Origin of the sequence: Erythrobacter sp. A6_0 (genome assembly GCF_017744235.1) — a bacterium.
In the GTDB taxonomy this organism is placed as follows: Bacteria; Pseudomonadota; Alphaproteobacteria; order Sphingomonadales; family Sphingomonadaceae; genus Qipengyuania.
Map to the genome: position 1 here is coordinate 403,615 of NZ_JAGHQR010000003.1, position 22,950 is coordinate 426,564.

Annotated in this window: 22 protein-coding genes; 8 read left to right on the forward strand and 14 right to left on the reverse strand. The window is 64.4% G+C overall.

The genetic code is table 11. The features are described 5' to 3' along the window. Positions 1-5 precede the first annotated feature (5 nt). The 6 genes from J7347_RS10815 to J7347_RS10840 all read left to right on the forward strand — a co-directional run bounded on the left by J7347_RS10815 (position 6) and on the right by J7347_RS10840 (position 7,327). Positions 6-341, forward strand: coding sequence for a hypothetical protein (locus J7347_RS10815; RefSeq protein WP_209162032.1), 336 nt, complete (start codon positions 6-8; stop codon positions 339-341). Beyond that, entirely contained in the window at positions 338-637 is a 300-nt protein-coding gene (locus J7347_RS10820) for a DUF1153 domain-containing protein (protein WP_067684792.1), read from the forward strand. The genes J7347_RS10815 and J7347_RS10820 overlap by 4 nt, the downstream gene beginning before the upstream one ends. Before the next feature lie 172 nt (positions 638-809). Next, positions 810-1,076 carry a GlsB/YeaQ/YmgE family stress response membrane protein gene (locus J7347_RS10825; protein WP_067684790.1) on the forward strand — a complete coding sequence of 89 codons (267 nt, stop codon included), beginning with the start codon at positions 810-812 and terminating at the stop codon, positions 1,074-1,076. 246 nt (positions 1,077-1,322) lie between these two features. Then, positions 1,323-2,555 (forward strand): efflux RND transporter periplasmic adaptor subunit, encoded by a 1,233-nt coding sequence (locus J7347_RS10830; RefSeq protein ID WP_245174007.1) that lies wholly within the window; start codon positions 1,323-1,325, stop codon positions 2,553-2,555. Positions 2,556-2,589: 34 nt separating this feature from the next. Continuing rightward, the gene (locus J7347_RS10835) at positions 2,590-6,039 is read left to right on the forward strand and encodes an efflux RND transporter permease subunit (RefSeq protein WP_209162033.1); all 3,450 of its coding nucleotides are present in this window, start codon (positions 2,590-2,592) and stop codon (positions 6,037-6,039) included. Between the two features lie 82 nt (positions 6,040-6,121). Continuing rightward, positions 6,122-7,327, forward strand: a complete 1,206-nt coding sequence (locus tag J7347_RS10840) for a DUF445 domain-containing protein (protein ID WP_209162121.1) — start codon at positions 6,122-6,124, stop codon at positions 7,325-7,327. Between the two features lie 18 nt (positions 7,328-7,345). On the opposite strand, the gene J7347_RS10845 is transcribed toward J7347_RS10840, so the two are convergent. From J7347_RS10845 to sucC, 6 genes are all read right to left on the reverse strand, one after another. After that, positions 7,346-8,263 (reverse strand): TonB family protein, encoded by a 918-nt coding sequence (locus tag J7347_RS10845; RefSeq protein ID WP_209162034.1) that lies wholly within the window; start codon positions 8,261-8,263, stop codon positions 7,346-7,348. A 32-nt stretch (positions 8,264-8,295) separates the two neighbouring features. After that, positions 8,296-8,991, reverse strand: coding sequence for an energy transducer TonB (locus J7347_RS10850; protein WP_209162035.1), 696 nt, complete (start codon positions 8,989-8,991; stop codon positions 8,296-8,298). A 3-nt stretch (positions 8,992-8,994) separates the two neighbouring features. Next, the gene (locus J7347_RS10855; RefSeq protein WP_209162036.1) at positions 8,995-9,225 is read right to left on the reverse strand and encodes a hypothetical protein; all 231 of its coding nucleotides are present in this window, start codon (positions 9,223-9,225) and stop codon (positions 8,995-8,997) included. Positions 9,226-9,369: 144 nt separating this feature from the next. After that, on the reverse strand, positions 9,370-10,299 hold the full coding sequence (locus tag J7347_RS10860) for an electron transfer flavoprotein subunit alpha/FixB family protein (protein WP_209162037.1): 930 nt from the start codon (positions 10,297-10,299) through the stop codon (positions 9,370-9,372). Positions 10,300-10,327: 28 nt separating this feature from the next. After that, positions 10,328-11,074 carry an electron transfer flavoprotein subunit beta/FixA family protein gene (locus J7347_RS10865; RefSeq protein WP_067683135.1) on the reverse strand — a complete coding sequence of 249 codons (747 nt, stop codon included), beginning with the start codon at positions 11,072-11,074 and terminating at the stop codon, positions 10,328-10,330. 219 nt (positions 11,075-11,293) lie between these two features. Further along, the gene (sucC, locus tag J7347_RS10870) at positions 11,294-12,493 is read right to left on the reverse strand and encodes an ADP-forming succinate--CoA ligase subunit beta (RefSeq protein WP_209162038.1); all 1,200 of its coding nucleotides are present in this window, start codon (positions 12,491-12,493) and stop codon (positions 11,294-11,296) included. A 127-nt stretch (positions 12,494-12,620) separates the two neighbouring features. On the opposite strand from sucC, the gene J7347_RS10875 reads away from it, so the two are divergent. Then, complete coding sequence (locus J7347_RS10875) at positions 12,621-13,412, forward strand: 3'(2'),5'-bisphosphate nucleotidase CysQ (protein ID WP_209162039.1); 792 nt, start codon at positions 12,621-12,623, stop codon at positions 13,410-13,412. 101 nt (positions 13,413-13,513) lie between these two features. On the opposite strand, the gene J7347_RS10880 is transcribed toward J7347_RS10875, so the two are convergent. After that, entirely contained in the window at positions 13,514-14,209 is a 696-nt protein-coding gene (locus tag J7347_RS10880; protein ID WP_209162040.1) for an OmpA family protein, read from the reverse strand. Positions 14,210-14,399: 190 nt separating this feature from the next. Between J7347_RS10880 and J7347_RS10885 the strand changes: the two genes are divergently transcribed. After that, on the forward strand, positions 14,400-15,728 hold the full coding sequence (locus J7347_RS10885) for a hemolysin family protein (RefSeq protein ID WP_209162041.1): 1,329 nt from the start codon (positions 14,400-14,402) through the stop codon (positions 15,726-15,728). A gap of 258 nt (positions 15,729-15,986) precedes the next feature. On the opposite strand, the gene J7347_RS10890 is transcribed toward J7347_RS10885, so the two are convergent. Genes J7347_RS10890 through purE form a run of 7 tightly spaced genes read right to left on the reverse strand, consistent with a single transcriptional unit; the run spans position 15,987 to position 22,950 of the window. Then, complete coding sequence (locus J7347_RS10890; protein ID WP_067683125.1) at positions 15,987-16,397, reverse strand: DUF3035 domain-containing protein; 411 nt, start codon at positions 16,395-16,397, stop codon at positions 15,987-15,989. After that, entirely contained in the window at positions 16,394-16,954 is a 561-nt protein-coding gene (gene lspA / locus J7347_RS10895; RefSeq protein ID WP_067683124.1) for a signal peptidase II, read from the reverse strand. Before lspA ends, J7347_RS10890 begins: the two co-directional genes overlap by 4 nt. Continuing rightward, positions 16,951-19,923 (reverse strand): isoleucine--tRNA ligase, encoded by a 2,973-nt coding sequence (ileS, locus tag J7347_RS10900; RefSeq protein WP_209162042.1) that lies wholly within the window; start codon positions 19,921-19,923, stop codon positions 16,951-16,953. Before ileS ends, lspA begins: the two co-directional genes overlap by 4 nt. Positions 19,924-19,978: 55 nt before the next feature. Continuing rightward, positions 19,979-20,905: a bifunctional riboflavin kinase/FAD synthetase gene (locus J7347_RS10905; RefSeq protein ID WP_209162043.1), complete on the reverse strand. Its 927-nt coding sequence runs from the start codon at positions 20,903-20,905 to the stop codon at positions 19,979-19,981. Beyond that, positions 20,902-21,402: a dihydrofolate reductase gene (locus tag J7347_RS10910; RefSeq protein WP_209162044.1), complete on the reverse strand. Its 501-nt coding sequence runs from the start codon at positions 21,400-21,402 to the stop codon at positions 20,902-20,904. The genes J7347_RS10905 and J7347_RS10910 overlap by 4 nt, the downstream gene beginning before the upstream one ends. Beyond that, positions 21,399-22,457: a 5-(carboxyamino)imidazole ribonucleotide synthase gene (locus J7347_RS10915; RefSeq protein ID WP_209162045.1), complete on the reverse strand. Its 1,059-nt coding sequence runs from the start codon at positions 22,455-22,457 to the stop codon at positions 21,399-21,401. Before J7347_RS10915 ends, J7347_RS10910 begins: the two co-directional genes overlap by 4 nt. Before the next feature lie 4 nt (positions 22,458-22,461). Beyond that, on the reverse strand, positions 22,462-22,950 hold the full coding sequence (gene purE / locus J7347_RS10920; RefSeq protein WP_067683114.1) for a 5-(carboxyamino)imidazole ribonucleotide mutase: 489 nt from the start codon (positions 22,948-22,950) through the stop codon (positions 22,462-22,464).

Consider the following 22,950-nt stretch of genomic DNA (forward strand, 5'->3'; position numbering starts at 1 on the left):
AGGCCATGTTCGAGGGGCACATCAAACCATCCGGGCTGGACGAAGCCCAGGAATCGTCGGTTCTCCGCCATCTGCGCTGGACCGATCTGGTCGCGCGGCTGGAAGCGACTCGCGAGCTGCGACGCGAATTGTCGCGACCCCGCCCCGCAAACTTTACCGCGTTCAGCGTCCATCTCGGTGAAGCGCCGTGCGGTGAGCCAGTGGCGGGCGAAACCGGGCGAAAGGATCGTGACGACAAACGGGGCGTTAACCACGATGTTTTAAGCCGTGGCAAATTCAGCAGGCGTAGACCGGTTGCAGTCGCAAACGACGCGGCGCTTGGCGATAGAGACGATACATGATGCAGAACCAGGATATCCGCCCCGCACAGGTAATCGGCCCGCTCGGCGAGCCGCTTTCGCTGGCGGATCTTCCCTCGCCCAAGACCAAGCGCTGGGTGGTAAGGCGAAAGGCCGAAGTGGTTGCGGCGGTCAATGGCGGCCTGCTGACGATCGACGAAGTGCTCGAACGCTATGACCTCACGCTGGAAGAATTCGCCTCCTGGCAGCGCGCCGTCGATCGTTCGGGAATGCAGGGCCTCAGAGTAACCCGGATCCAGCACTATCGCGATCTCTACGAACGCCAATTGAAATACTGACCGAAAACCGCCGTTTCGCGGTCCGAGAGGTTTCCGGAGCGAGAGCTCGGGGAACCTTTCGTCGTTTCGAAGCCTGTTCAAGCATGACTTCCGCGCTCCCCCGCGGATCACCGCATGATCGAGACGCACATTGTGGTGCGATCCGGCGGCGGATTTGAACAGGAGGATTGTTATGGGTTGGATTATCGCTCTTATCGTCGGCGGCGTCGCTGGCTGGCTCGCGAGCATGGTGATGAACCGCGATGCTTCGATGGGTATCTTCTGGAATATCGTCGTCGGCTGCATCGGCTCGGTCATCGGCAACGCGATCGCGGGTCCGCTTCTGGGTGTGGGCGGCAGCGTTCAGGAATTCTCGCTGACCGGCCTCATCATCGCCATTGTCGGCGCGATCGTGCTGCTTGCGATCGTCAATCTGATCCAGCGCGGTCGCGTGCGCTAATCGCACCCGCGCCATACGGCTCATGAAAGGGCGGCGGTCTTCGCGGACCGCCGCCCTTTTTCGCGTGCCAGTCGCGTATCGGCCGTTTGTCGTTGGCAGGAAGGAATGGCCCCCCTGTCGAGCATCGCATTGCCCTATCTTCGCGCGAGGAGTACGGCATTGTGCACTAACGCAGCGGCATGCCCGGCTCCCGAAGCCACGGCGATGGCTTGCGGTGGCTGACTTATCCGTATAACACACCCGCCATTGAAGCGAGGCTGGACGAGCGATCCGATGAATTACGAAACCACCGTCAAGGGCTCCGACAGCCGACCGTATGCGACCGCCCAGGCCGGCGAAGCCGATGCGATGGATGTGGACGATACGGCGGAAAGCCGGAGCAGCCGTCGCCGCCTTATCATCGTCCTTCTCATCGTGGCCGTCGCCATTGCGGGCTTTTTCGCCTGGCGCAGCTTCGGTGCGGACAGCGCGCCCCCGTCGGATCCCAATTCGCAATTGCCGACCGTCACTGTCATCGCCCCCGGCCAGACTACCGTTGAAGGGACGATTACCGCCACAGGCACGCTCGCCGCGCGGCGCGAAACGCCGGTCGGCGTGGTTGGCGAAGGGGGTCGGGTGGTTTCGGTCGCGGTCGAAGCGGGCGACTGGGTACGCCAGGGCCAGGTCCTCGCAACCATCGACCGTTCGGTGCAGAATCAGCAGGTCCGCAGCGGCCGCGCGCAGATCGAGGTCGCACGATCCGAAGCCAATCTGGCCCAGGCCAATCTCGACCGCGCGCTTCAGCTGGTGGAGCGCGGCTTCGTCTCGAAAGCGGATGTCGATCGGCTGACTGCGACGCGCGATAGTGCGGTCGCGCGGCTCCGCGTGGCCGAAGCGCAGGTCGGCGAATTGCAGGCGCGCAACGACCGGTTGAACATCGTCGCGCCCGCAGCGGGCCTGGTGCTGGACCGCAATGTCGAACCCGGCGCCGTGGTCGGCGCGGGATCGGGCGCCCTGTTCGTGCTGGCGCGCGGCGGCGAGATGGAAATGCTGGCTTCCGTCGGCGAAACCCAGCTTGCGAGCATCGGTGTCGGTGCACCCGCGACTGTGACACCTACAGGATCGGACCGCTCCTTCACCGGGCGGGTCTGGCAGGTTTCGCCCGTGATCGACCCCCAGAACCGTCAGGGCACGGTTCGCATCGCCCTTTCCTATGCCGAGGGTCTTCGCCCCGGCGGCTTCGCCACCGCCGAATTGCAGAGCGGCACGGTGGTCGCGCCGATCCTCCCCGAAAGCGCGGTCCTGTCCGACGACGAAGGCCCGTATGTCTATGTCGTCGATTCCGACGATACCGCGCAGATTCGCCGGGTGGAAACCGGCATGGTCACGCCGCAGGGAATCGTCATCGATAGCGGCCTGACGGGGCGCGAGCGCATCGTGCTGCGCGCCGGCGGCTTCCTGACCGAGGGCGAGACCGTTCGCCCGCAGCTGGCGCGCTGATGCCCGGCAAGACCGAGCCCGATCGAGTAACGTTATGAACTTTCGCAACATCTCCGCCTGGTCGATCCGCAATCCCGTGATCCCGCTGGTGGCGTTCACCGCGCTGCTGCTCGCAGGCATCCTCAGCTTCGCGCAGATGGACGTCGTGAATAATCCCGACGTCGAATTTCCCGCGGTCAGCGTCTCGATCTCGCAGCCGGGCGCCGCGCCGACGGAAATCGAAAACCAGATCACCCAGCGCGTCGAATCGGCGATCCGCTCGATCAACGGAGTCAAATCGCTCAATTCCACGGCGAGCGAGGGCAATTCCAACACTTTCGTCGAATTCGAAATCGGGACCGATCCCAATGACGCGGCGGTCGAGGTCGCGAATGCGATCGACACGATCCGCGGCAGCCTGCCGGACGGCATTCTGGAACCGCGCGTCACCAAGCAGGAAATTTCCGGCGGCTTCCTGGCGATCTATGCTGTCGAAGCCGACGATATGACGATCGAGCAGTTGAGCTGGTTCATCGACGACACGATCGCGAAACGCCTGCTCTCGGTCGAGGGCATGGCCGAGGTCAATCGCTTCGCAGGCGTTGATCGCGAGATCGAGGTGATTCTCGATCTGCCGCGGATGCAGGCGTATGGAATCACAGCGAGCCAGATCAATCAGGTCCTGCGCCAGACCAATATCGATGCGGCGGGCGGCGCCACCGAGGTCGGCGGCACGCGCCAGTCGGTTCGCGTGCTCGGCAGCACCGAAACAGCCTATGAACTGAGCCAGCGCCAGATTCAGCTCGGCAACGGCACGTCGGTGCGTCTGGCCGATGTCGCCACCGTGCGCGACGGGTATTCGGAGCGGACCTCGATCAGCAAGGTGCGCGATCGCGAAGTCGTCAATTTCGGCATGAGCCGCGCCAAGGGCGCCTCCGACGTCACCGTCTTCGCCGCCGCAGAAGAGGAAATCGCCGCGATCGAAGCGGAAAATCCCGGCATCCGCTTCATCCCGCTGTTCAACACGGTCGAATACACCGAAGAACAATATACCAGCTCGATGCGGGCGATGATCGAAGGCGCGATCCTGGCCGTGGTCGTCGTGTTCTTCTTCCTGCGCGACTGGCGGGCGACGGCGATTTCCGCCGTGGCGATCCCGCTGTCCGCGATCCCGACCTTCTGGTTCATGGATCTGCTCGGATTCAATCTGAACACGCTTTCCTTGCTCGCCCTGGGCCTGGTGGCGGGCGTTCTGGTCGACGATGCCATTGTCGAGATCGAGAACATCGTACGCCACATGCGCATGGGCAAGAGCGCCTATCAGGCCAGTATCGACGCCGCGGACGAGATCGGCCTGCCGGTGGTGGCGACCAGCTTCTGCATCGTGGCGGTCTTCCTCCCCGTCGGCCTGATGCCGGGCATTCCAGGCCAGTTCTTCAAGAATTTCGGCATCACCGTCGTCATCGCGGTGCTGATGTCGCTCGCGGTCGCGCGCATGATCACGCCGATGCTTGCGGCCTATTTCCTGAAAGCGCACGGCCATGCCGAACATGGCGAGGGCGCGATGATGGACCGCTATATGCGCGTGCTCGACTGGTCGCTCGACCATGACAAGGCCAAGCGGATGCGGGCAACCTATGCCGATGTCGCCGCGCAGCCTGCCTATTACGCGCTGTCGATCGTCGCCGCGCTGGCAGCGGCCTGGTTCGTGATCACGACCTTCTTCATGGCGGACGGCGGGGACATGGTGCTGAACTTCATGTTCGGCATGCTGTCGCTGCTGATCGCCGTGCCGCTGGCGTTCTTCGTGGGATTATTGGCGACGGCGGTAATCGGGTCCGTATTGGGATCGCTCAGCAGCGCCAGCACCGGTTTTCTCGCCTGGTCGAAATTCATGATGCGCCGCCTCTGGGCGCGGCTGCACGATCACCGTGTGTGGATGCTGGGCGTGGGCTTCGTAGCGCTTTTGCTGACCGGGCTCTTGTTCGTCATAACGCCATCGCAATTCCAGCCGCTGACCGATAGCGACAACAGCCGGATCGAAATCGAGATGGTGCCCGGCACCACGCTGGAGACGACCGAGCGCGTGGCCGATCGGGTCGCAAAACTGCTTTACGAACAGCCCGAGGTAGAGATCGCGCTGGAACGCGTGCGCGAAGGCCAGGCGACGATTTACATCACGCTGAAGGAAGATCGCGAGAAGAAGTCGGTCGAATTCGAACGCGATCTCGCGCCGACCTTGGCACAGATCCCAGATGCGCGCGTCCGCTTTGCCTCGCAATCGGGCGGTTTCGGCAGCGGGCGCGACATAACGGTGATGCTGGCGGGCTCCGATCCCGAACTGCTCGAACAAACGGCGGCGACGCTGGTCGAGCAGATGAAGGGGATCGACCTCCTAGTCGCGCCGCGTATCAATGCCGATATCAACCGGCCCGAACTGATCATCGAGCCGCGCCCCGATCTCGCCGCCGAGCTGGGCGTTACGACTGCCGCGATCAGCCAGACGATCCGCATCGCGACGCTGGGCGAGATCGAGCAGAACGCCGCGCGCTTCTCCCTGTCCGATCGCCAGATTCCGATCCGCGTCAAACTGCCCGAGCAGTCGCGCGAATCCCTGACCACGATCGAGAATCTGCCCGTCCAGACCCGCAATGGCGGCAGCGTGCCGCTGGCGCGCGTGGCGGATATCAGCTTCGGTTCGGGGCCGACGACGATCCAGCGCTACAACCAGAATCGCCGCGTGCTGGTGGGGGCCGATCTCGGCCAGGGCGTGATCAAGGGCGATGCGCAGAAACTGATCGACGAATTGCCGATCCTTCAGGATCTGCCCCAAGGCGTGATCCGCGACGTGGTGGGCGAGGACCAGTGGCAGCAAGAGATGATCAGCAGCCTCATCGTCGCCATCGTGGCCGGGTTCTTCCTCGTCTTCGCGGTGCTGGTCCTGCTCTACAAGCGCGTGATGAGCCCGCTGGTCAATATGACCTCGCTCTTGCTGGCACCGCTGGGCGGCATCTTCCTCGTCTGGATTACCGGCCAGCCGCAATCCATGCCGGTCTATATCGGCACGCTGCTTTTGCTCGGGATCGTGTCCAAGAACTCGATCCTGCTGATCGATTTCGCCATCGAAGCGATGGCGGCGGGACAGCGCAAGTTCGAGGCGATCATGGATGCGGGCCATAAGCGTGCCCAGCCGATCGTGATGACTACCGTCGCCATGACGGCGGGCATGGTTCCGGTTTCGCTGTCGGGCTATATCGGCTCTGGCGACGGAGCATCGCGCGCGCCGATGGGCACGATGGTGATCGGAGGGCTGATTATGTCGACGCTCCTGACGCTGCTGATCGTGCCCGCAGGCTTCAGCCTCGCCGACGGAATCGAGCGCCGGCTCGGCCCGTGGATGCGCAATCGCTTCCTGACCTATCGTCCCGGTGACGATCAGCGGGACGGCCAGCGGGACGGCCAGCGAGACGGCGGAACCGAGGCGGAGACTGCTCCTGCCGAGTGACCCCAATGGCGGGCGAACGGAGCCTTCAGGCCTGCGACGCGTGGTGCGCGGCGAGATCGTGACGCAGGACCGCGCGCGCCGGATGCGCTGGACCGCGACGGGCCTCCTGGTGTTGATGGCCTTCGTGTTCGTGCTGTCGGGCCGCTATCTCGACGCGCATCCCGCATGGGGCTTCGTCCACGCCTTTTCGGAAGCGGCGATGGTGGGCGGCCTTGCAGACTGGTTCGCCGTGACGGCCCTGTTCCGCCATCCGCTCGGCCTGCCGATCCCGCACACTGCCATCATTCCCGAAAACAAGGATCGCATCGCCGATACGATGGCGGGCTTCCTGCGCGAAAACTTCCTGACTGCGCAGGTCGTGGCGCGCCGCATGGGTGCGATGAATCTGGCGGGCGCAGTGGGCAGCTATCTGTCCGATCCGACATCGAGCCGCGATTCGCGCATCCGGGCGGGCGCGAGCGAACTGTTCGTGGAAGTGCTCGAATCGCTCGATCCCGAACGCCTGGGAACGCAGGTGCGCGCTGGCCTCGCCGCCCAGCTCGAGAAGCTCGACATCGCGCCGCTGATCGGCGGCATGCTCGACGCCATGATCGCCGATGGACGCCACAAGCTCCTGATCGACAAGATCATTCGCTGGGCGGGTCTGGTTCTCGAAGACAATGAGGAATTGGTGCGCGACATGGTGTCGAAACGCGCCAACGCAGTGCTGCGCTTCACCGGCCTCGACGAAAGACTGGCGACCTCGGTGATCGACGGCCTCTACAAGCTCCTGGCCGAAGTGCTGGTCGATCCCGATCATCCGCTGCGCGACAAGATCGAGGAAGGCCTGCAGGATCTGGCCCACGGCCTGCGCCATGATGCCGAAATGCAGGCGCGGGTTGAGCGGATGAAGACCGAGCTGATCAACAATCCGGCGGTGGGCGAATGGTGGCAGGGTGTGTGGGAGCGGGTGCGGGCCCGCCTGATCGACAGCATCCGTTCTTCGGGCGGCAGCGGCGGCTATATCGGGCAGACGCTGGGCGAGCTGGGCGCCGCCCTACGCGACGATCCGCGATTGCAGCAGCAGATCAATCGCTTTGCCCGCAGGACGGCGGTGGGCATCGCCACGCGCTATGGCGATCAGATCGTCCAGCTGGTGTCGGAAACCGTGCGCCGCTGGGACGCGCGCACTCTGACCGATCGCGTCGAAGGCGCCGTCGGCCGCGATCTCCAATTCATCCGCATCAACGGCACGCTGGTCGGCGGGCTGGTGGGCGTGACGATCCATCTGGTGAGCGGGCTGTTCTGACCGCTCTGGCGGAGTGACTTAGCTGGGCCAGGTATACATCGGCCCCGAACGCATCGTGTAGCGCAGCCGGGTCGTGTGAAAAGACGCCATGGGCTGCCCGTCCTCGTCGATCGCCGGTTCGAAGATCGCGCGCTGCCTGATGTCCATACAGGCCGCGTCGCCGAAGCTTTGGGCCACGGTCATGTTGGTAACCACGCACTTCGTGACCGCGCCATTTGCATCCACCATGACGCGCAGATGCAGATCGGCCTGTTCGCCGTTGCGAAGCGCCCGATCCGGATACTGGTCGATCAGGATGCGCTCGATCAGCGGCAGGTTCGTGAGGCGCGGGCCGACGGCCCGTTTCGCATGCCGATCGAGATCGACACCCCAGGAGGTGACGAGATCGTTCATGCACGCATTCATCGACCGGAAAAGCGGAGCGAGCGCGCCGGTCTCAAGCGCGATTGTGCCAACCCGGGGCGCGTCGATTTCGAGCGAGGTGAGGCCGTCCACCCGCTCGGGATCGAGGCTTGGGAGCCCGAGCTTGCGTGCGCGATCTTCCACTGCGGGCTGGGGGCGGTCGGTCCGCTCGTCCGCAATTTCGCCATCGCTGGTCAGCGCGGTGCCATATCCGTCCAGAGACATCCCACGGACCGAAACCTCCGTCCATTCTCCCGTCGAGCCGTAGCGCCACCTGGCTTCGAAATTCTTCCGCAATTTCTTCAGCGGTCTGCCCGCGACGATCCAGCGCAGCTGCGAATCGGGTGCATATTGTTCGAAGAACAGCACCGTCCGCTCATCGCCTTCGCCGAAGAAGCGCCCGATGCGGCACCGTTCCTTCTCGTATTCGAGCACCCACTTGCTCGACGGGGCGAGCGACAAACTTTCCTGCGCCGAAGCGGGCGTGCCGACAAGAGGAGCGACGCAGAGCAGCGTCAGGAAGCATGACCGCATGACATGAGCTTTCGTTTTACGTTGCATCGCCCTCAGCCCGGCATGCGATAGAGGATTCGCGTGACATAATAGCTGGGCACGGCCGTCCCGGTGGCATCGGTGGCGGGGGCGAACCGCGCGCTTCGGCTGAAGATTGTACAGGGATGGCGGCTCATGTCGAAATTGTCCGCTATGGTCTGATTGATCAGGGCGCATTTTTCGACGCTGCCATTCTCGCCAACGGTAAGGCGGAGATGGAAATCGGCTTGCGCACCGCTCCTAAGCGCTTTCAATGGATAGCTGCGCAGGATCTGATCGACGACGTTTTTCGGGTTGAGGAAATTGGGAGGGCGAACGACCTCGCGCTGACGATCCACGTCGAAGCCCCAATGTTCGACCAGATTGGCCATGCAGAGGTTCAACGCTTCGAGCGGTTTCTTCATGTCGCCCAGATTCAGACGAATATCGTCGGGCGAACTGCGGCCGATATCGAGATAGGTGATGCCCTCCGCCTCATCGGCGTACAGGTGCGGCAGTCCGCGCGGATCGGCATCGTAGTCGCGGTCATCCTCCTCGCGCTCGTCTTTTGCGCCCTCTTGGAGCACGACCGATGAGACGGACCGAACCACGGTGCCGAAATCGCCGAAAGTCGATGGCAGGAAGTCGAAGGCTTCGGCATCGCCGCCAGGCCCGAAGGCGAAGGACGCCGAACGCCGCGATCTGTAGCTTTTGACCGCGTCGCCCGCCACCAGTCAGGAGACCTCCGTCGAAGGATCCCACTGTTCAAGCAAGAACAGCGTCTTCTTTTCTTCGGTCCCGAAAGCGCGCGCCAACCGGCAGTTGTTCTCTGCCATGTCCAATTGCCATGGACCCATCGGATCGATGACCGTCGGCCCCCGATCGTCCTGCGCTGCGAAAGCGGGGGCTTCAGGCGCCGCCAGCCCGGCAAGCGCAGCGCACGCAAGAATAGCTCGAATCGTCATATTGCAACCCCCCGGTGTCTCGGCGCAAGGTGCCTTGCTACGGCAGTGATTTGCAACGACAAATCGAGCCGGATCGGGCCGAGATACGAAGAAGGCCGCCGGATCGCTCCGGCGGCCTTTCGGGTTGTTTAGTCTGGAAAGACTTCAGAGCTTCTCGGTGAGCTCCGGCAGGACTTTGTACAGATCGCCGACCAGGCCGATATCCGCGACCTGGAAGATCGGGGCGTCTTCGTCCTTGTTGATGGCGATGATGGTCTTGGAATCCTTCATGCCAGCCAGATGCTGGATCGCGCCGGAGATGCCGATCGCGATGTAGACTTCCGGAGCCACGATCTTGCCGGTCTGGCCGACCTGATAATCGTTCGGCACATATCCGGCATCCACCGCCGCACGGCTCGCGCCCACGCCCGCGCCGAGCTTGTCGGCGAGCGGCATGATGTATTCTTCGAACGTTTCCGCATCCTTGAGGGCGCGGCCGCCCGAAACGATCACCTTGGCGCTGGTCAGTTCGGGGCGCTCGCTCTCGGCGATTTCCTGGCTGACGAAACTCGACAGGCCATCGCCGGTCGGGCCGGAGACGTCTTCGATTTCGGCGGAACCGCTTTCGGCGTCCGCCTTTTCGAAGGCAGTGCCGCGCACGGTGACGACCAGTTTCTCGTCGCTGGATTCTACCGTCGCAATGGCGTTGCCGGCGTAGATCGGGCGCGTGAAGGTCTTGTCGCCTTCCACCGAGAGAATGTCCGAGATCTGCATCACGTCGAGCAGGGCGGCAACGCGCGGAGCGATGTTTTTGCCCGTGGTGGTGGCAGGCGCAACGAACGCGTCATGGTGGCCCATGAGATCGACGATCAGCGGCGCGACGTTTTCGGGAAGGCCGTGCTCGTACGCCGCATCGTCGGCGACATGGACCTTGCCCACTCCCGCGATCTTCGCGGCTTGCTCTGCCACGGCGCGGCAATCCGCGCCTGCGACCAACAGGTGGACTTCGCCCAGCTTGCTCGCGGCGGTAACGGCTGCGAGCGTGGCGTCGGCCAAGCTGGAATTGTCGTGTTCGACCCAAACGAGGGTTTTCATAATCTTATTCCTTCTCGTTTCGCGGGGTTCAGACGAGGTCCATCGCCTTGATCTTGGCGACGAGCGCATCGACATCCTCTACCTTTTCGCCCGCCTGGCGGACAGGCGGTTCGGAGACGTTGGTCGTCTTGAGGCGCGGTGCGATATCGACGCCGTAATCGGACGGGCTCTTGGTATCGAGCGGCTTCTTCTTCGCCTTCATGATATTGGGCAGCGAAGCGTAGCGCGGCTCGTTGAGGCGCAGGTCGGTGGTGACGATCGCGGGGAGCGACAGCTTGACCGTTTCGAGGCCGCCATCGATTTCGCGCTTCACCGTGACGCTGTCGCCTTCGACCTCGACGGTGTTGGCAAAGGTGCCCTGGGGGCGACCCATCAGCGCGGCGAGCATCTGACCAGTCTGGTTCGAATCGTCGTCGATCGCCTGCTTGCCGAGCATGACGAGACCGGGCTGTTCTTCTTCGGCGATGGCCTTGAGGATCTTGGCAACGGCGAGCGGTTCGACTTCGTCGTCCGTCTCGACCAGGATCGCGCGGTCCGCACCCATTGCAAGGGCGGTGCGCAGCGTTTCCTGCGCCTTTGCCGGGCCGATGCTGACAGCGACGATTTCTTCCGCTTTGCCCGCTTCCTTGATGCGGATGGCTTCTTCGACGGCGATTTCGTCGAACGGGTTCATGCTCATCTTGACGTTGGCGAGGTCGACGCCCGACCCGTCCGCCTTGACGCGCGGCTTAACGTTGTAATCGATCACCCGCTTGACGGGGACGAGGATTTTCATGGGACTTCCTTCCTCTCGAATAATCTGCCGCGCTTCTAGCTTGCGTTTACGTAAACGTCAAGTCGCACTCGCGCAGAAAAGCGCGCTCCCGCAAGATACGGACGGGAAGGGGGCGGCGTTCCCGGCTGGGACCGGCCTATCGTGAGCGGACACGAAAAAGGCGGGCTTCCTGTGGAGAAGCCCGCCTTTTGCTTGTCGCTGACTTACCCTCGAGCGAAGTCAGGCCGCCTTCTTGACCTCGGCGACGATCTTCTTCGCTGCATCGCCCAAATCGTCGGCGCTGACGATCGGGAGACCGCTGTTTTCGAGGATGTCCTTGCCCTGCTGCACGTTGGTGCCTTCGAGGCGGACCACCAGCGGAACCGACAGGTTCACGTCCTTCGCCGCCTGGACGATGCCGTTGGCGATGACGTCGCACTTCATGATGCCGCCGAAGATGTTGACGAGGATGCCCTCGACCGCCGGGTCCTTGAGGATGATCTTGAACGCCGCGGTCACCTTCTCGGTCGTCGCGCCGCCGCCGACATCGAGGAAGTTGGCCGGGAAAGCGCCGTTCAGCTTGATGATGTCCATGGTCGCCATGGCGAGGCCGGCACCGTTTACCATGCAGCCGATGTTACCGTCGAGCTTGATGTAGGCGAGGTCGTATTCGCTCGCTTCGACCTCGGCCGGGTCTTCCTCGGTCTCGTCGCGCATCTCTTCCACGTCCTTGTGGCGATAGAGCGCGTTGCCGTCGAAGCTCATCTTGGTGTCGAGGACGGAAAGGTTGCCGTCCTTGTCTTCGACCAGCGGATTGATCTCGAGCATTTCCATGTCGAGTTCCATGAAGGCGGTGTAAAGCTGTTTGGCGAGCTTCTGCGCCTGCTTGTTGCTGTCGCCTTCCAGCTTCAGCGCAAAGGCCACCGCGCGGCCGTGGTGGGGCATGAAGCCCTGCGCCGGATCGATCGTGATGGTGGTGATCTTTTCGGGCGTCTCATGGGCGACGTCCTCGATATCCATGCCGCCCTCGGTCGATGCGATCATGGCGACCTGGCCGGTGGCGCGATCGACCAGCATCGAGAGATAATATTCGTGCGCGATGTCGACACCGTCGGTGACGTAGAGGCGGTTGACTTGCTTGCCTTCGTCGCCGGTCTGGATCGTCACCAGCGTGTTGCCGAGCATGTCCTTGGCGTTCGCTTCGACTTCCTCGACGCTCTTCGACAGGCGCACGCCGCCCTTGCCGTCGGGGCCCAGTTCCTTGAACTTGCCCTTGCCGCGGCCGCCGGCATGGATCTGCGCCTTTACGACATAGAGCGGCCCGGGCAGCTTCTTCGCGCCTTCGACCGCTTCTTCGACCGTCATCGCGGCATAGCCGGTGGGCACGGCGATGCCGTATTTCGCGAGCAGTTCCTTGGCCTGGTATTCGTGGATGTTCATGGGGCTAAAGCGTCCTTCGCGCACAGATACGATGGGATTGGGTTCGAAAGTGGTTTGCCGCGCGCCTAAGCATGTATGGAGGCGCTTGAAAAGTGGCCAATCCGGGTGCACCTGCCTTGCACTCCTGATGATAGACGCCAAACGCCTCGAATCGATCACCGCCGAAGCGGGCCGGATCGCCTACGATCTGTGGCCGGGCGCAGGCCATGATCTCGATTCGTGGGAGAAGGAACCCGGCGCGCCGGTTTGCGAGGCGGACCTTGCGGTCGACAAATTCCTGAAGCGCGAGCTGGGCCAGTTGCTGCCCTCGGCGGGCTGGCTGTCGGAAGAAACAGGGGACGATCATTCGCGGCTCGACCGCTCTCTGATCTGGCTTGTCGACCCGATCGACGGCACGCGCGATTTCATTCGCGGGCGTAGGGGCTGGGCAGTGTCGGTCGCGCTGGTGAGCGCGGGCCGGCCTCTGATCGGCATTTTGAGCGCTCCGGCGCGGGAGGAGACCTGGACCGCGGTCGCGGGCCGAGGAGCGTGGCGCAACGGCACGAAGCTTGCAGCCTCGACGCGCAAGGATTTGCCCGGCGCACGCGTGCCGACCGATTCGCTGCCCAAGGTCGATCGCGACCTCTCCATGGTGGACAAGCCCAATTCGATCGCGCTGCGCATCGCCATGGTCGGTTCGGACGAGGCGGACCTCGTCGCGACCTTGCGCTGGGGGTTCGAATGGGATGTCGGCGCGGCGACGCTGATCGCGCGCGAGGCGGGCGCAGCGGTCAGCGATGCGTTCGGAAACACGCTCGATTTCAACAAGCGCGATCCGCGCGCATTCGGCGTCATCGCCTGCGCGCCCGCGATCCACACCGCCGCGATCGAGCGCCTGGCCGGCCGCGCGGCGAAAATCGGGGGCGACAAGGATCTCTAGCCCGGCGGTGCTTCGACGCCGGCACGCTGTTGAAATTAAACACGAAAAAAGGGCCGATCCGAAGACCGGCCCCTTCCAGTTATCCGCAAGTGCGGGGGAACTTACATGCCCTGCTGACGCGCTTCGTTTACGTCCTGCGCGTCGAAGGGAATGATCTTGATTTCGACCCGACGGTTGAGCGGCTGCGCCACATTGTCGCCGGTCTGCACTTTCAGCTGCGTCTCGCCGAAGCCCATCCAGCGGATGCGCGAGGAAGCCACGCCCTGCGAGGTGAGATAATTGGCGACGGCCTGGGCGCGCTGGTCCGACAGGCGCTGGTTCGCAGCGGACGAGCCCACGGTGTCGGTATAGCCGTACACGTCGATCAGGCTGTTCGGATACTGACGCAGGCTGCTGGCGACATTGTCGAGCAGGTCGCGGAAGGCGGGCGAGATCGTCGCGCTGCCGGTAGCGAAGGTCACGCCGTCGGGCAGGTTGACGAGAATGGCATCGCCGCCATCGACCGAGGTGACGTCCACGCCGGTACCGGCAGTGCCTTCGCGCAGTTCCTTGATCTGTTCGTCCATGCGATAGCCGACATAGCCGCCCGCAGCAGCGCCGCCGACCGCGCCGATGATGCGTCCGGTCTTGCCGCCGATGACGCCGCCGAGAAGCGCGCCCGCGCCAGCGCCCAGCACGCCGCCCACGGCCGTGCGCGAAATCTTCTGTTCGCCCGTATTGGGATCGGTAACGCAGCCCGACACGCCCAGCAGCGAGACCGATGCGAGAGCGGCGACGACGAATTTCGATCGTTTCATGGATACTATCCTTTGTTTTTGCGGGCGCCGGACGGTTCCGGACCTCCCCTGATCACGTAATAATTCGGGACGCGCCCACCATCGCGTCTGGCCCAACAACCTTCGAAGCGGGCGGGCGTTCCATTCTGCCCGCACGGAACGGACATCGCTTGGGCTGGCCTTAAGCCCCAACTGTGCTAGCGCGGATCGGGTGACACCCTTTCCCTGGACCGACCTCGTCATCATCGCCGGGCTCATCGTGCTCAACGGCGTGTTCGCCATGTCCGAACTGGCGATCGTTTCCGCGCGCACCGGCACGCTGCAGACCCGCGCACAGAAGGGCAATGGCGCGGCGCAGACCGCACTGGAGCTGGCGGCTGACCCCGGCAAATTCCTCTCGACCGTCCAGATCGGGATCACATTGATCGGCATCATCGCCGGTGCTTTTTCCGGTGCGAGCCTTGGCGGCCCGGTGGGTGAGCGGCTGGCGGCGGCGGGATTCCCGACCGAATATGCGGACCAGGCGGGCTTCGCGCTGGTGATCGCGCTGACCACCTATGCCAGCCTCGTGATCGGGGAATTGGTGCCCAAGCAGGTCGCGCTAAGGGCGGCCGTGCCGATTTCGATCATCATGGCGCGCCCAATGAAGCTGTTGTCGAAGATTGCCGCGCCGCTGGTCTGGCTGCTCGATGCATCGTCCGGCCTACTGATCCGTTTGCTGGGCGTGCGCCCGGGCGGGCAAAGCTCCGTCACGGCGGAGGAATTGCACATGCTCTTCGCCGAAGCGACCCGCACCGGCGTGATCGAGCACGAACAGCACCAGATGCTTCAGGGGGTGGTCCGCCTCGCCCAGCGGCCGGTGCGCGAAGTGATGACGCCGCGCAACCAGCTCGACTGGATCGACGCCGATTCGGACGCGACCGCGATCCGCGCGGCGATCGAGGAAAGCTCGCATTCGCTGATGCCGATCGCCGAGGGGTCTCCCGACAAGGTGATCGGCGTCGCCAAGGTGCGCGAGATCCTGGCGCTGATGGTGGCGGGCGAAACTGTCGATCTGCGCGCCATCGCCCGCAAGGCTGAAGTGGTTCCCGACCAGCTCGACGCGGTCGATGCGCTGCGCGTGCTGCAACATGCCGATGTCGCGATGGCGATGGTGCACGACGAATACGGTCATCTCGACGGGATCGTGACGCCGGTCGACGTGCTGACGGCGCTGGTCGGCGATTTCGCCAGCGATCAGGAACACGGCGAATCGCCGGGCGTGGTGGAGCGGGAGGACGGATCGCTCCTGATCTCCGGCTCACTTTCGGCCGACGCTTTGGGCGACCGGCTCGGCCTCGATTACGGCGACGACCGCGAATTCGCGACCGCTGCCGGATTCGCGCTGGCCGTGCTCAAGAAGCTGCCGGAGGAAGGCGAGGTCTTCACCGAACAGGGCTGGCGCTTCGAAGTGATCGACATGGACGGCCGCCGGATCGATAAACTGCTGGTGAGCGAGGAAGCACCGCGCGAAACGGTCGAGTCTGACGGGGACGGGTAAGTCTTCGTATTTCGAACCCGCCTCCGCGGGTTCGTCCTCGGCGCTGTTCCCTCCGCTTCGCTTCGGGGCACCTGCGGGGCGGCCGCGTGGCCTCGCGGGCTGCTGGTCGCAGCCCGTTCCAGTTCAAACTCATGGGCTTGGTGGCGGAGCTCGGACCCGCAGGGTCCGCAAGGGCGACCGCCCGCCCGGAGCGCCGTCAGGCGCGAGGAAATCGCGCCCGCGGAGGCGGGTGCGCAAACAAGCAAATAATACCCGGCGTCAGCCGGGAATTACGGCGCTGGCCCCGCGACCTTCGCCTTCGGGGGCGGCGATGATGTCGCGGGTGATCGAGCCCTTGGCGACGGTGTTCGTCTCGGGATCGCCCACTGCGGTGCGGATGCCCGGCGCGGCGGCACCGGCGCGGTCGAGCGCGCTGGTTTCGACGCCGCTGCGCTGGGCAGGGCCGCCGAACAGGGCTTCGAGCGCTTGTTCCTGCGCGGTGCCTTCGGCGGGGCGCGGGGCGCCAGCGGTCGGCGGGACGAGGTTGAAGTCGGGCGGGACCACCAGCGGCGCCTGGCGCTGCACGGCGAATTCGTCGGGCCGCTCGCGTTCGAGGAAGCCGCCGCCGCCGCAAGCGGTCAGCAGGGTGGCCGAGGCGCCCAGCAGGGCGAAGGTGAAGGTCTTGGTCATGGCTTGGTCTCCGCTGAGCGAGCGTGCGTATCGGAATGGGCGGCTGGCGCGCTGTCGGCCATCATCTGGTCGGCAGTGTCGCGCACGAAAAAGGCGCGGGCAAGGATAATCACCACGCCGATGGTAATCGCGGCATCGGCCACGTTGAAGATCAGGAAGGGGCGGAAATCGCCGAAATGAAGGTCGGCATAGTCGATTACGTATCCGTAATCGTAGCGATCCTTGATGTTGCCGAGCGCCCCGCCCAGCACCAGTGCAAGGCCGAGAATATCGCCGAACTTCTCCTCGCGGATCATCCAGACCGTCACGACCAGCGCGATACCTGCCGTCACCGCCACCAGTGCCCAGCGCATTTCCGGGCTGGTCGCTTCGAACATGCCGAGCGATACGCCGAAATTCTGGGTCCATCTGAGGTCGAAGAACGGGACGAGTTCGATCACGCCGCGCTCGCGCAGCATCAGCGGGCCCTTGACCCAGTATTTAATCGCCTGGTCCACAGCGAAGATGGCGAAGGCGATCAGGATGCCGATCGCCTGATTGCGGCGGGCCGGGGTCACGACGAAACTCCTTCGGCGTCCAGCTCGGCGACGACGGCCTCGCAGCGATCGCACAGCGCGCCGTCTTCGGCCACGCTCGGCAGCAGGCGCCAGCAGCGCCCGCATTTGTCCTCGGATGATCGGCTGGCAGTCACGTCGGCGCTATCGCTGCGCGTGACTGACGCGGTGATGAACGCTTCGGCGAGATCGGCGTCCGAGAAGCCTTCGGGGACGCGTTCGGCGGGAACGGTGACGTCGGCTTCGAGGCCGGAGCGCACGATCTTTTCGCGCCGCAATGGCTCGATCGCTTCCATCACATCCTCACGTAAAGTCCGCAGCGCCCCGAAGCGCTCGCTCAGGCCCTTGTCGCGCCAGTCCGGCAGGTCGCGCCAAGTTTCGAGATGTATCGAGCCCGCATCGGGAAAGCGCGTGCCCCAGACCTCTTCGGACGTGAACACCAGCACCGGCGCGGCGTAGCGGACGAGGGCGTGGAACAGCGTGTCGAGCACGGTGCGATAAGCGCGCCGCTCCATCCCGTCCGGCGCATCGCAATAGAGCCGGTCCTTGCGGATATCGAAATAGAAGGCCGACAGGTCCTCGTTGCAGAAATCGACGAGCGTACGGACATAGCGATCGAAATCGTAGCCCGTCGCCGCTTCGCGCAGCGCGCCGTCGACCTGCTTGAGCCGCGCCAGCACGTAGCGTTCGAGCTGCGGCATGTGTTCGGGCGCAACCGCTTCGCTCTCGTCGTAACCGGCCAGCGCGCCGAGCAGATAGCGGAAGGTGTTGCGCAGGCGCCGATACTGGTCGCCGACACCCTTCAGGATCTCGTCGCCGATGCGGTGATCCTCAGTGTAATCGACCGACAGGGCCCAGAGGCGAATGATGTCCGCCCCGTATTGCTCCATCACCTTCAAAGGATCGATCGTGTTGCCGAGCGATTTGGACATCTTGCGCCCGTCGCTCGCCATGGTGAAACCGTGGGTGAGGACGGCGTCGTATGGCGCACGGCCGCGCGTGGCGCAGCTTTCTAAGAGGCTCGACTGGAACCAGCCGCGATGCTGGTCCGACCCTTCGAGATAGAGATCGGCGGGCCAGCGCTGGTCGGGCCAGCGCGTGCCATCGAGCGTGAAGGCGTGGGTGCAGCCCGAATCGAACCAGACGTCGAGAATGTCGGTGACCATCTCGTATTCGTCGGGATCGTGATCGGGTCCGAGGAACTCATTCTTGCGCTCCTCGCGCCAAGCGTCGACGCCTTCTTCGCCCACTGCCGCGACGACGCGCGCGTTCACGTCCGCGTCTTGCAGATACGAGCCGTCCGCGCGCACGAATAAGGTGATCGGCACACCCCAGGCGCGCTGGCGGGACAGCACCCAGTCGGGCCGCCCCTCCACCATGGAGCGGATGCGATTGCGCCCGCGTTCGGGGACGAATTGCGTGTCGCCGATGGCGTTCAGCGCGAGGCTGCGCAGCGTGTGCTCGCTGGTCTGCTCATCGGCGGGATCGACCGCGCCGCCTTCGCCTTCCCACCGCTGCTCCTTGTCCACCTTGCGCGGGGCGAGCCCTTCGAGCGGACGGTCCATCGGCACGAACCATTGCGGCGTGCAGCGATAGATGACTTTCGCCTTGGAGCGCCAGCTATGCGGGTAGGAGTGCTGGTAATCCTGACTTGCGCTCAGCAGAGCGCCCGCGTCGCGAAGGTCCGAACAGATCGGCCCGTCCGGCGCGTTGAAATTCGGATTGATGACCGCGCGGCGGCGCTCCTTGCCGTCCGCATCCACATCGCCCGCGCCCAGCCACGGCCAATCGTCGCGATAGCGCCCGTCGTCCATGACCGCGAAGACGGGTTCGATGCCCACGGTCTTGCAGAGGTCGAAATCGTCCTCGCCGTGATCGGGCGCCATGTGGACGAGGCCGGTGCCGCTATCGGTGGTGACGAAATCGCCGGGCAGCATGGGGCGCAAGGTTTCGTAGAAGCCGCCGAGCTTGTGCATCGGATGGCGAACCTTGGTTCCGGCCAGCTCGGAGCCTTTTACTTGGTGCTCGACGATATCTTTGAGGCCATCGATTACGTCTGAAATGCTCGCATCCGACACCACGCGAAGGGGCTTGCCATACCGATTTCGAAATTCATCGATGAGGTCGAAGGCAACCAAGAAGCGTCGACCATCATCTGGATCGCTCAGCTGCTGGTAGTGGATTTCGTCCCCATACCCGATCGCCTGGTTCACCGGGATCGTCCACGGCGTCGTCGTCCAGATCACGGCGTGCGCGCCGACCAGTTCCTGGATCGGCGATTCCACGATCTCGAACGCCACGTCGATCTGGGTCGAAGTGATGTCCTCGTATTCGACCTCGGCTTCGGCGAGCGCGGTCTTTTCGACGGGGCTCCACATCACCGGCTTCGCGCCGCGATAGAGGTTGCCGGCTTCCACGAACTTCATCAGCTCGGCGACGATGGTCGCTTCGCTTTCGAACTGCATCGTCAGATACGAATTGGCGAAATCCGCCATCAGGCCGAGCCGTTCGAGCTGGCCCTTCTGCACCTCGACCCATTTCGCGGCGTAATCGCGGCATTCCGCACGGAATTCGGCGCGCGGCACGTCGTCCTTGTCGCGCTTTTTCTTGCGGTATTGTTCCTCGACCTTCCACTCGATGGGCAGGCCGTGGCAGTCCCAGCCGGGCACGAAGGGCGCGTCCTTGCCCATCATGCCCTGCGTGCGCACCACCATGTCCTTGAGGATGCGGTTCAGCGCATGGCCGATATGCATATCGCCATTGGCGTAGGGCGGGCCGTCATGGAGAATGAACTTTTCTGCGCCCCGGCGGGTATCGCGCAGCTTTTCGTAGAGGTTCTCGTCCTGCCAGCGGGCCAGAATGCCCGGCTCCTTCTGGGGAAGGCCCGCTTTCATGGGAAAGTCGGTCTTCGGCAGGAAGACGGTGTCGCGATAATCGCGCTGTTCTGATTGCTGGGGATCGGCGTCGGACATAGGCCTGCGCCGCTAACCGAAACGGGGCGTGTAGGGAAGTGTTTCGACGAACCGCCTAGCCGAGCAGGTGCCGTGCCTCGTCGCAATCCCTGGCCATCTGGTCGGTCAGCGCATCGAGCGTGTCGAACTTCGCTTCGCCGCGCAGGAAATGGTGGAAGGCCACTTCGATCTCCTGCCCGTAGAGATCGCCGGAAAAATCGAAGAAATAGGGTTCAAGCAATTCCTTGGGCGGTTCGAATTGCGGCCGCATCCCGACATTGGCCGCGCCTTTCAGCTCCTGCCCCGTGCCGAGGATGCGGCCCGTCACGGCGTAGATCCCGTAATGCGGGCGCAGATATTTCTCGAGCGCGAGGTTGGCGGTGGGATAGCCGATTTCGCGGCCTCTTTTGTCGCCATGCTGGACCACGCCGCGCACGGCGAAGGGGCGGGTGAGGAGTCGTGCGGCCTCCTGCGGATCGCCCTGGCGCAAGGCTTCGCGCACCCGGCTGGACGAGATCGCGCGGCCATCGTCGATCACCGCGCCGACGGTGCGGCTGGCGAGGCCGCGCTCCGCGCCGAACCCCTGCAGCAGCGCGACATTCCCCTTGGCACCCTGGCCGAAAGTGAAATCCTCGCCCGAAACGACACCATGCGCGCCCAGCCTGTCGAGCAGGATTTCGGTGATGAAATCCTCCGCGCTAGTGCCCGCCAGTGCGCCGTCGAAATGGAACACCAGCATCGCGGTCGCCCCGGCGTCGAGATAAAGCTCCTGCCGCTGCTCCAGCGTGGTGAGGCGGAAAGGGGGCACGTCGGGCTTGAAGAAGCGCACGGGATGCGGATCGAAAGTGGCGATGATGGCGGGGCGCCCTTCGCGGCGCGCCCAGTCGATGGCTTCCTTCGCCACCGCCTGATGGCCGAGATGGAACCCGTCGAAATTGCCGAGCGCGATGATCGCACCGCGCAAGGGGGCAGGCACGGTCTCGCGATGGTCGAGCCACCTCATGCCGCGCTATCCTCGTCGCGTTCGTAGCTGACGAAGGAATAGGCCGGGCGATCGCCATCCTCGCCATGATCCTCGCGCGCCACCACGCCCCAGCCTGCAGGGAGGGGGCGCATGAACACGTCGCCGTCGAAATCGGCGTGGATCTCGGTCAGCTCAGCGCGCGTGGCGATGGGCAGGAACACGTCGAAGATCGCCGCGCCCCCGATTACGGAGGCCGGTTCCCCCGCAAGCAGGGCGACCGCCTCGTCGACCGAGCGAACCACGTCGGCGCCTTCGCAATCCCACCGCTCGCGCCGGGTGAGGACGATATGGCGGCGCCCCGGCAACAGGCCCGGCAGGCTCTCGAAGGTCTTGCGCCCCATCACCATCGGCTTGCCCATGGTAAGCGCCTTGAAGCGCTTCAGATCGGCGGGCAGATGCCAGGGCAGGGTACCGTTCTTTCCGATCGCGCCATTGGCCGCGCGGGCATAGACGAGCGTGAATTGCGGATCGCTCACGCGCGGACGATCCGCGTCACATGGCCCATCTTGCGCCCTTCGCGAGCCTTGGCCTTGCCGTAGAGATGCAGATGCGCGTCCGGCTCGCTCAACAGATCGTGCGCCGTGTCCGCTTCCGGGCCGATCAGATTTTCCATCCGGATCTGCGGGGCGATCGTGGCCGTATCGCCCAGCGGCAGGCCCGCCACGGCGCGCATATGGTTGGCGAACTGGCTGGTGGCCGCGCCCTCGATCGTCCAGTGGCCCGAATTGTGCACGCGCGGGGCCATTTCGTTGAAGACGGGGCCATCCTTCGTGGCGAAGAATTCGAGCGTCAGCACGCCCACATATTTGAGCGCATCGGCGACCTGGCGCGACAGGTCGCGCGCTTCCTCGACCTGCGCCTCGACCGCCTCCCCAGCGGGCAGGACGGACGCGCTGAGAATGCCGTCGTGATGGATGTTGCGCGAAGAATCCCAGAAGCGGATCTCGCCATCCTGGCCGCGCACGAGGATGACGGAAAATTCCGCCTCGAAGGTCACGAAGCCTTCGTAGATCGCCGGTTGCGAGATATTTCCAACGCCGTCGGCATCGCGCTCGTCCTTCAGGCGCCACTGGCCCTTGCCGTCATAGCCTTCGCCGCGCGTCTTGAGGATGCCGGGCGTGCCGATCGATTCCATCGCGGCGTCGAGATCGGCGCGGCTGTCGACTGCCGCATGCGGCGCGGGCCGCCCGCCCAGATCGGCGACGAAGCGTTTCTCGATCAATCGATCCTGCGCGACTTCCAGCGCCTTGCGCGGCGGGAACAGGCGATCTTTCGGCAGCGCATCCGCCACGGCGAGCGGCACGTTCTCGAATTCGAGCGTGATCGCATCGCACTGCGCGGCAAAGGCGGCGAGCGCGGGCCTGTCGCTCCAGTCGTTGGTGAAGAAATCGTCGCAGACGGGCGATGCGACATTGTCGCCCTCTGGCGCGAAGCCGACGCAGCGATAGCCCAGCCGCGCGCCCTCGATCGCGAGCATCCGCCCGAGCTGGCCTCCGCCGAGAATGCCGATCGTACTGCCTGGTTTGAGCATCGGATTACCCTTCGGGCCGTTCCGCAACGGCATCGCTGCGTGCCTGGCGCCATGCCTTCAGGCGATCGGCCAGCGCGGCATCGCTCCCGGCCAGGATCGCCGCGGCCAGAAGGCCCGCATTGGTCGCGCCCGCCTCGCCGATGGCCAGCGTGCCGACTGGCACCCCGGCCGGCATCTGGACGATCGAAAGCAGGCTGTCCTGCCCGCTCAACGCCTTGGATTTCACCGGCACGCCCAGCACGGGCAGATGCGTCATCGCCGCGATCATGCCCGGCAGATGCGCGGCGCCGCCTGCGCCCGCGATGATCACCGCGATCCCCTCGCCTTCCGCCGCGCGCGCAAACTCGACCATGCGATCGGGCGTGCGATGGGCCGAGACGATGCGGATATCGGTTTCGACCGCAAGCTCGTCCAGAACTTGGGCGGCGCATCGCATGGTCGGCCAGTCGGACTGGCTGCCCATCACGATAGCGATTTTACCCGCAGCGCTCAT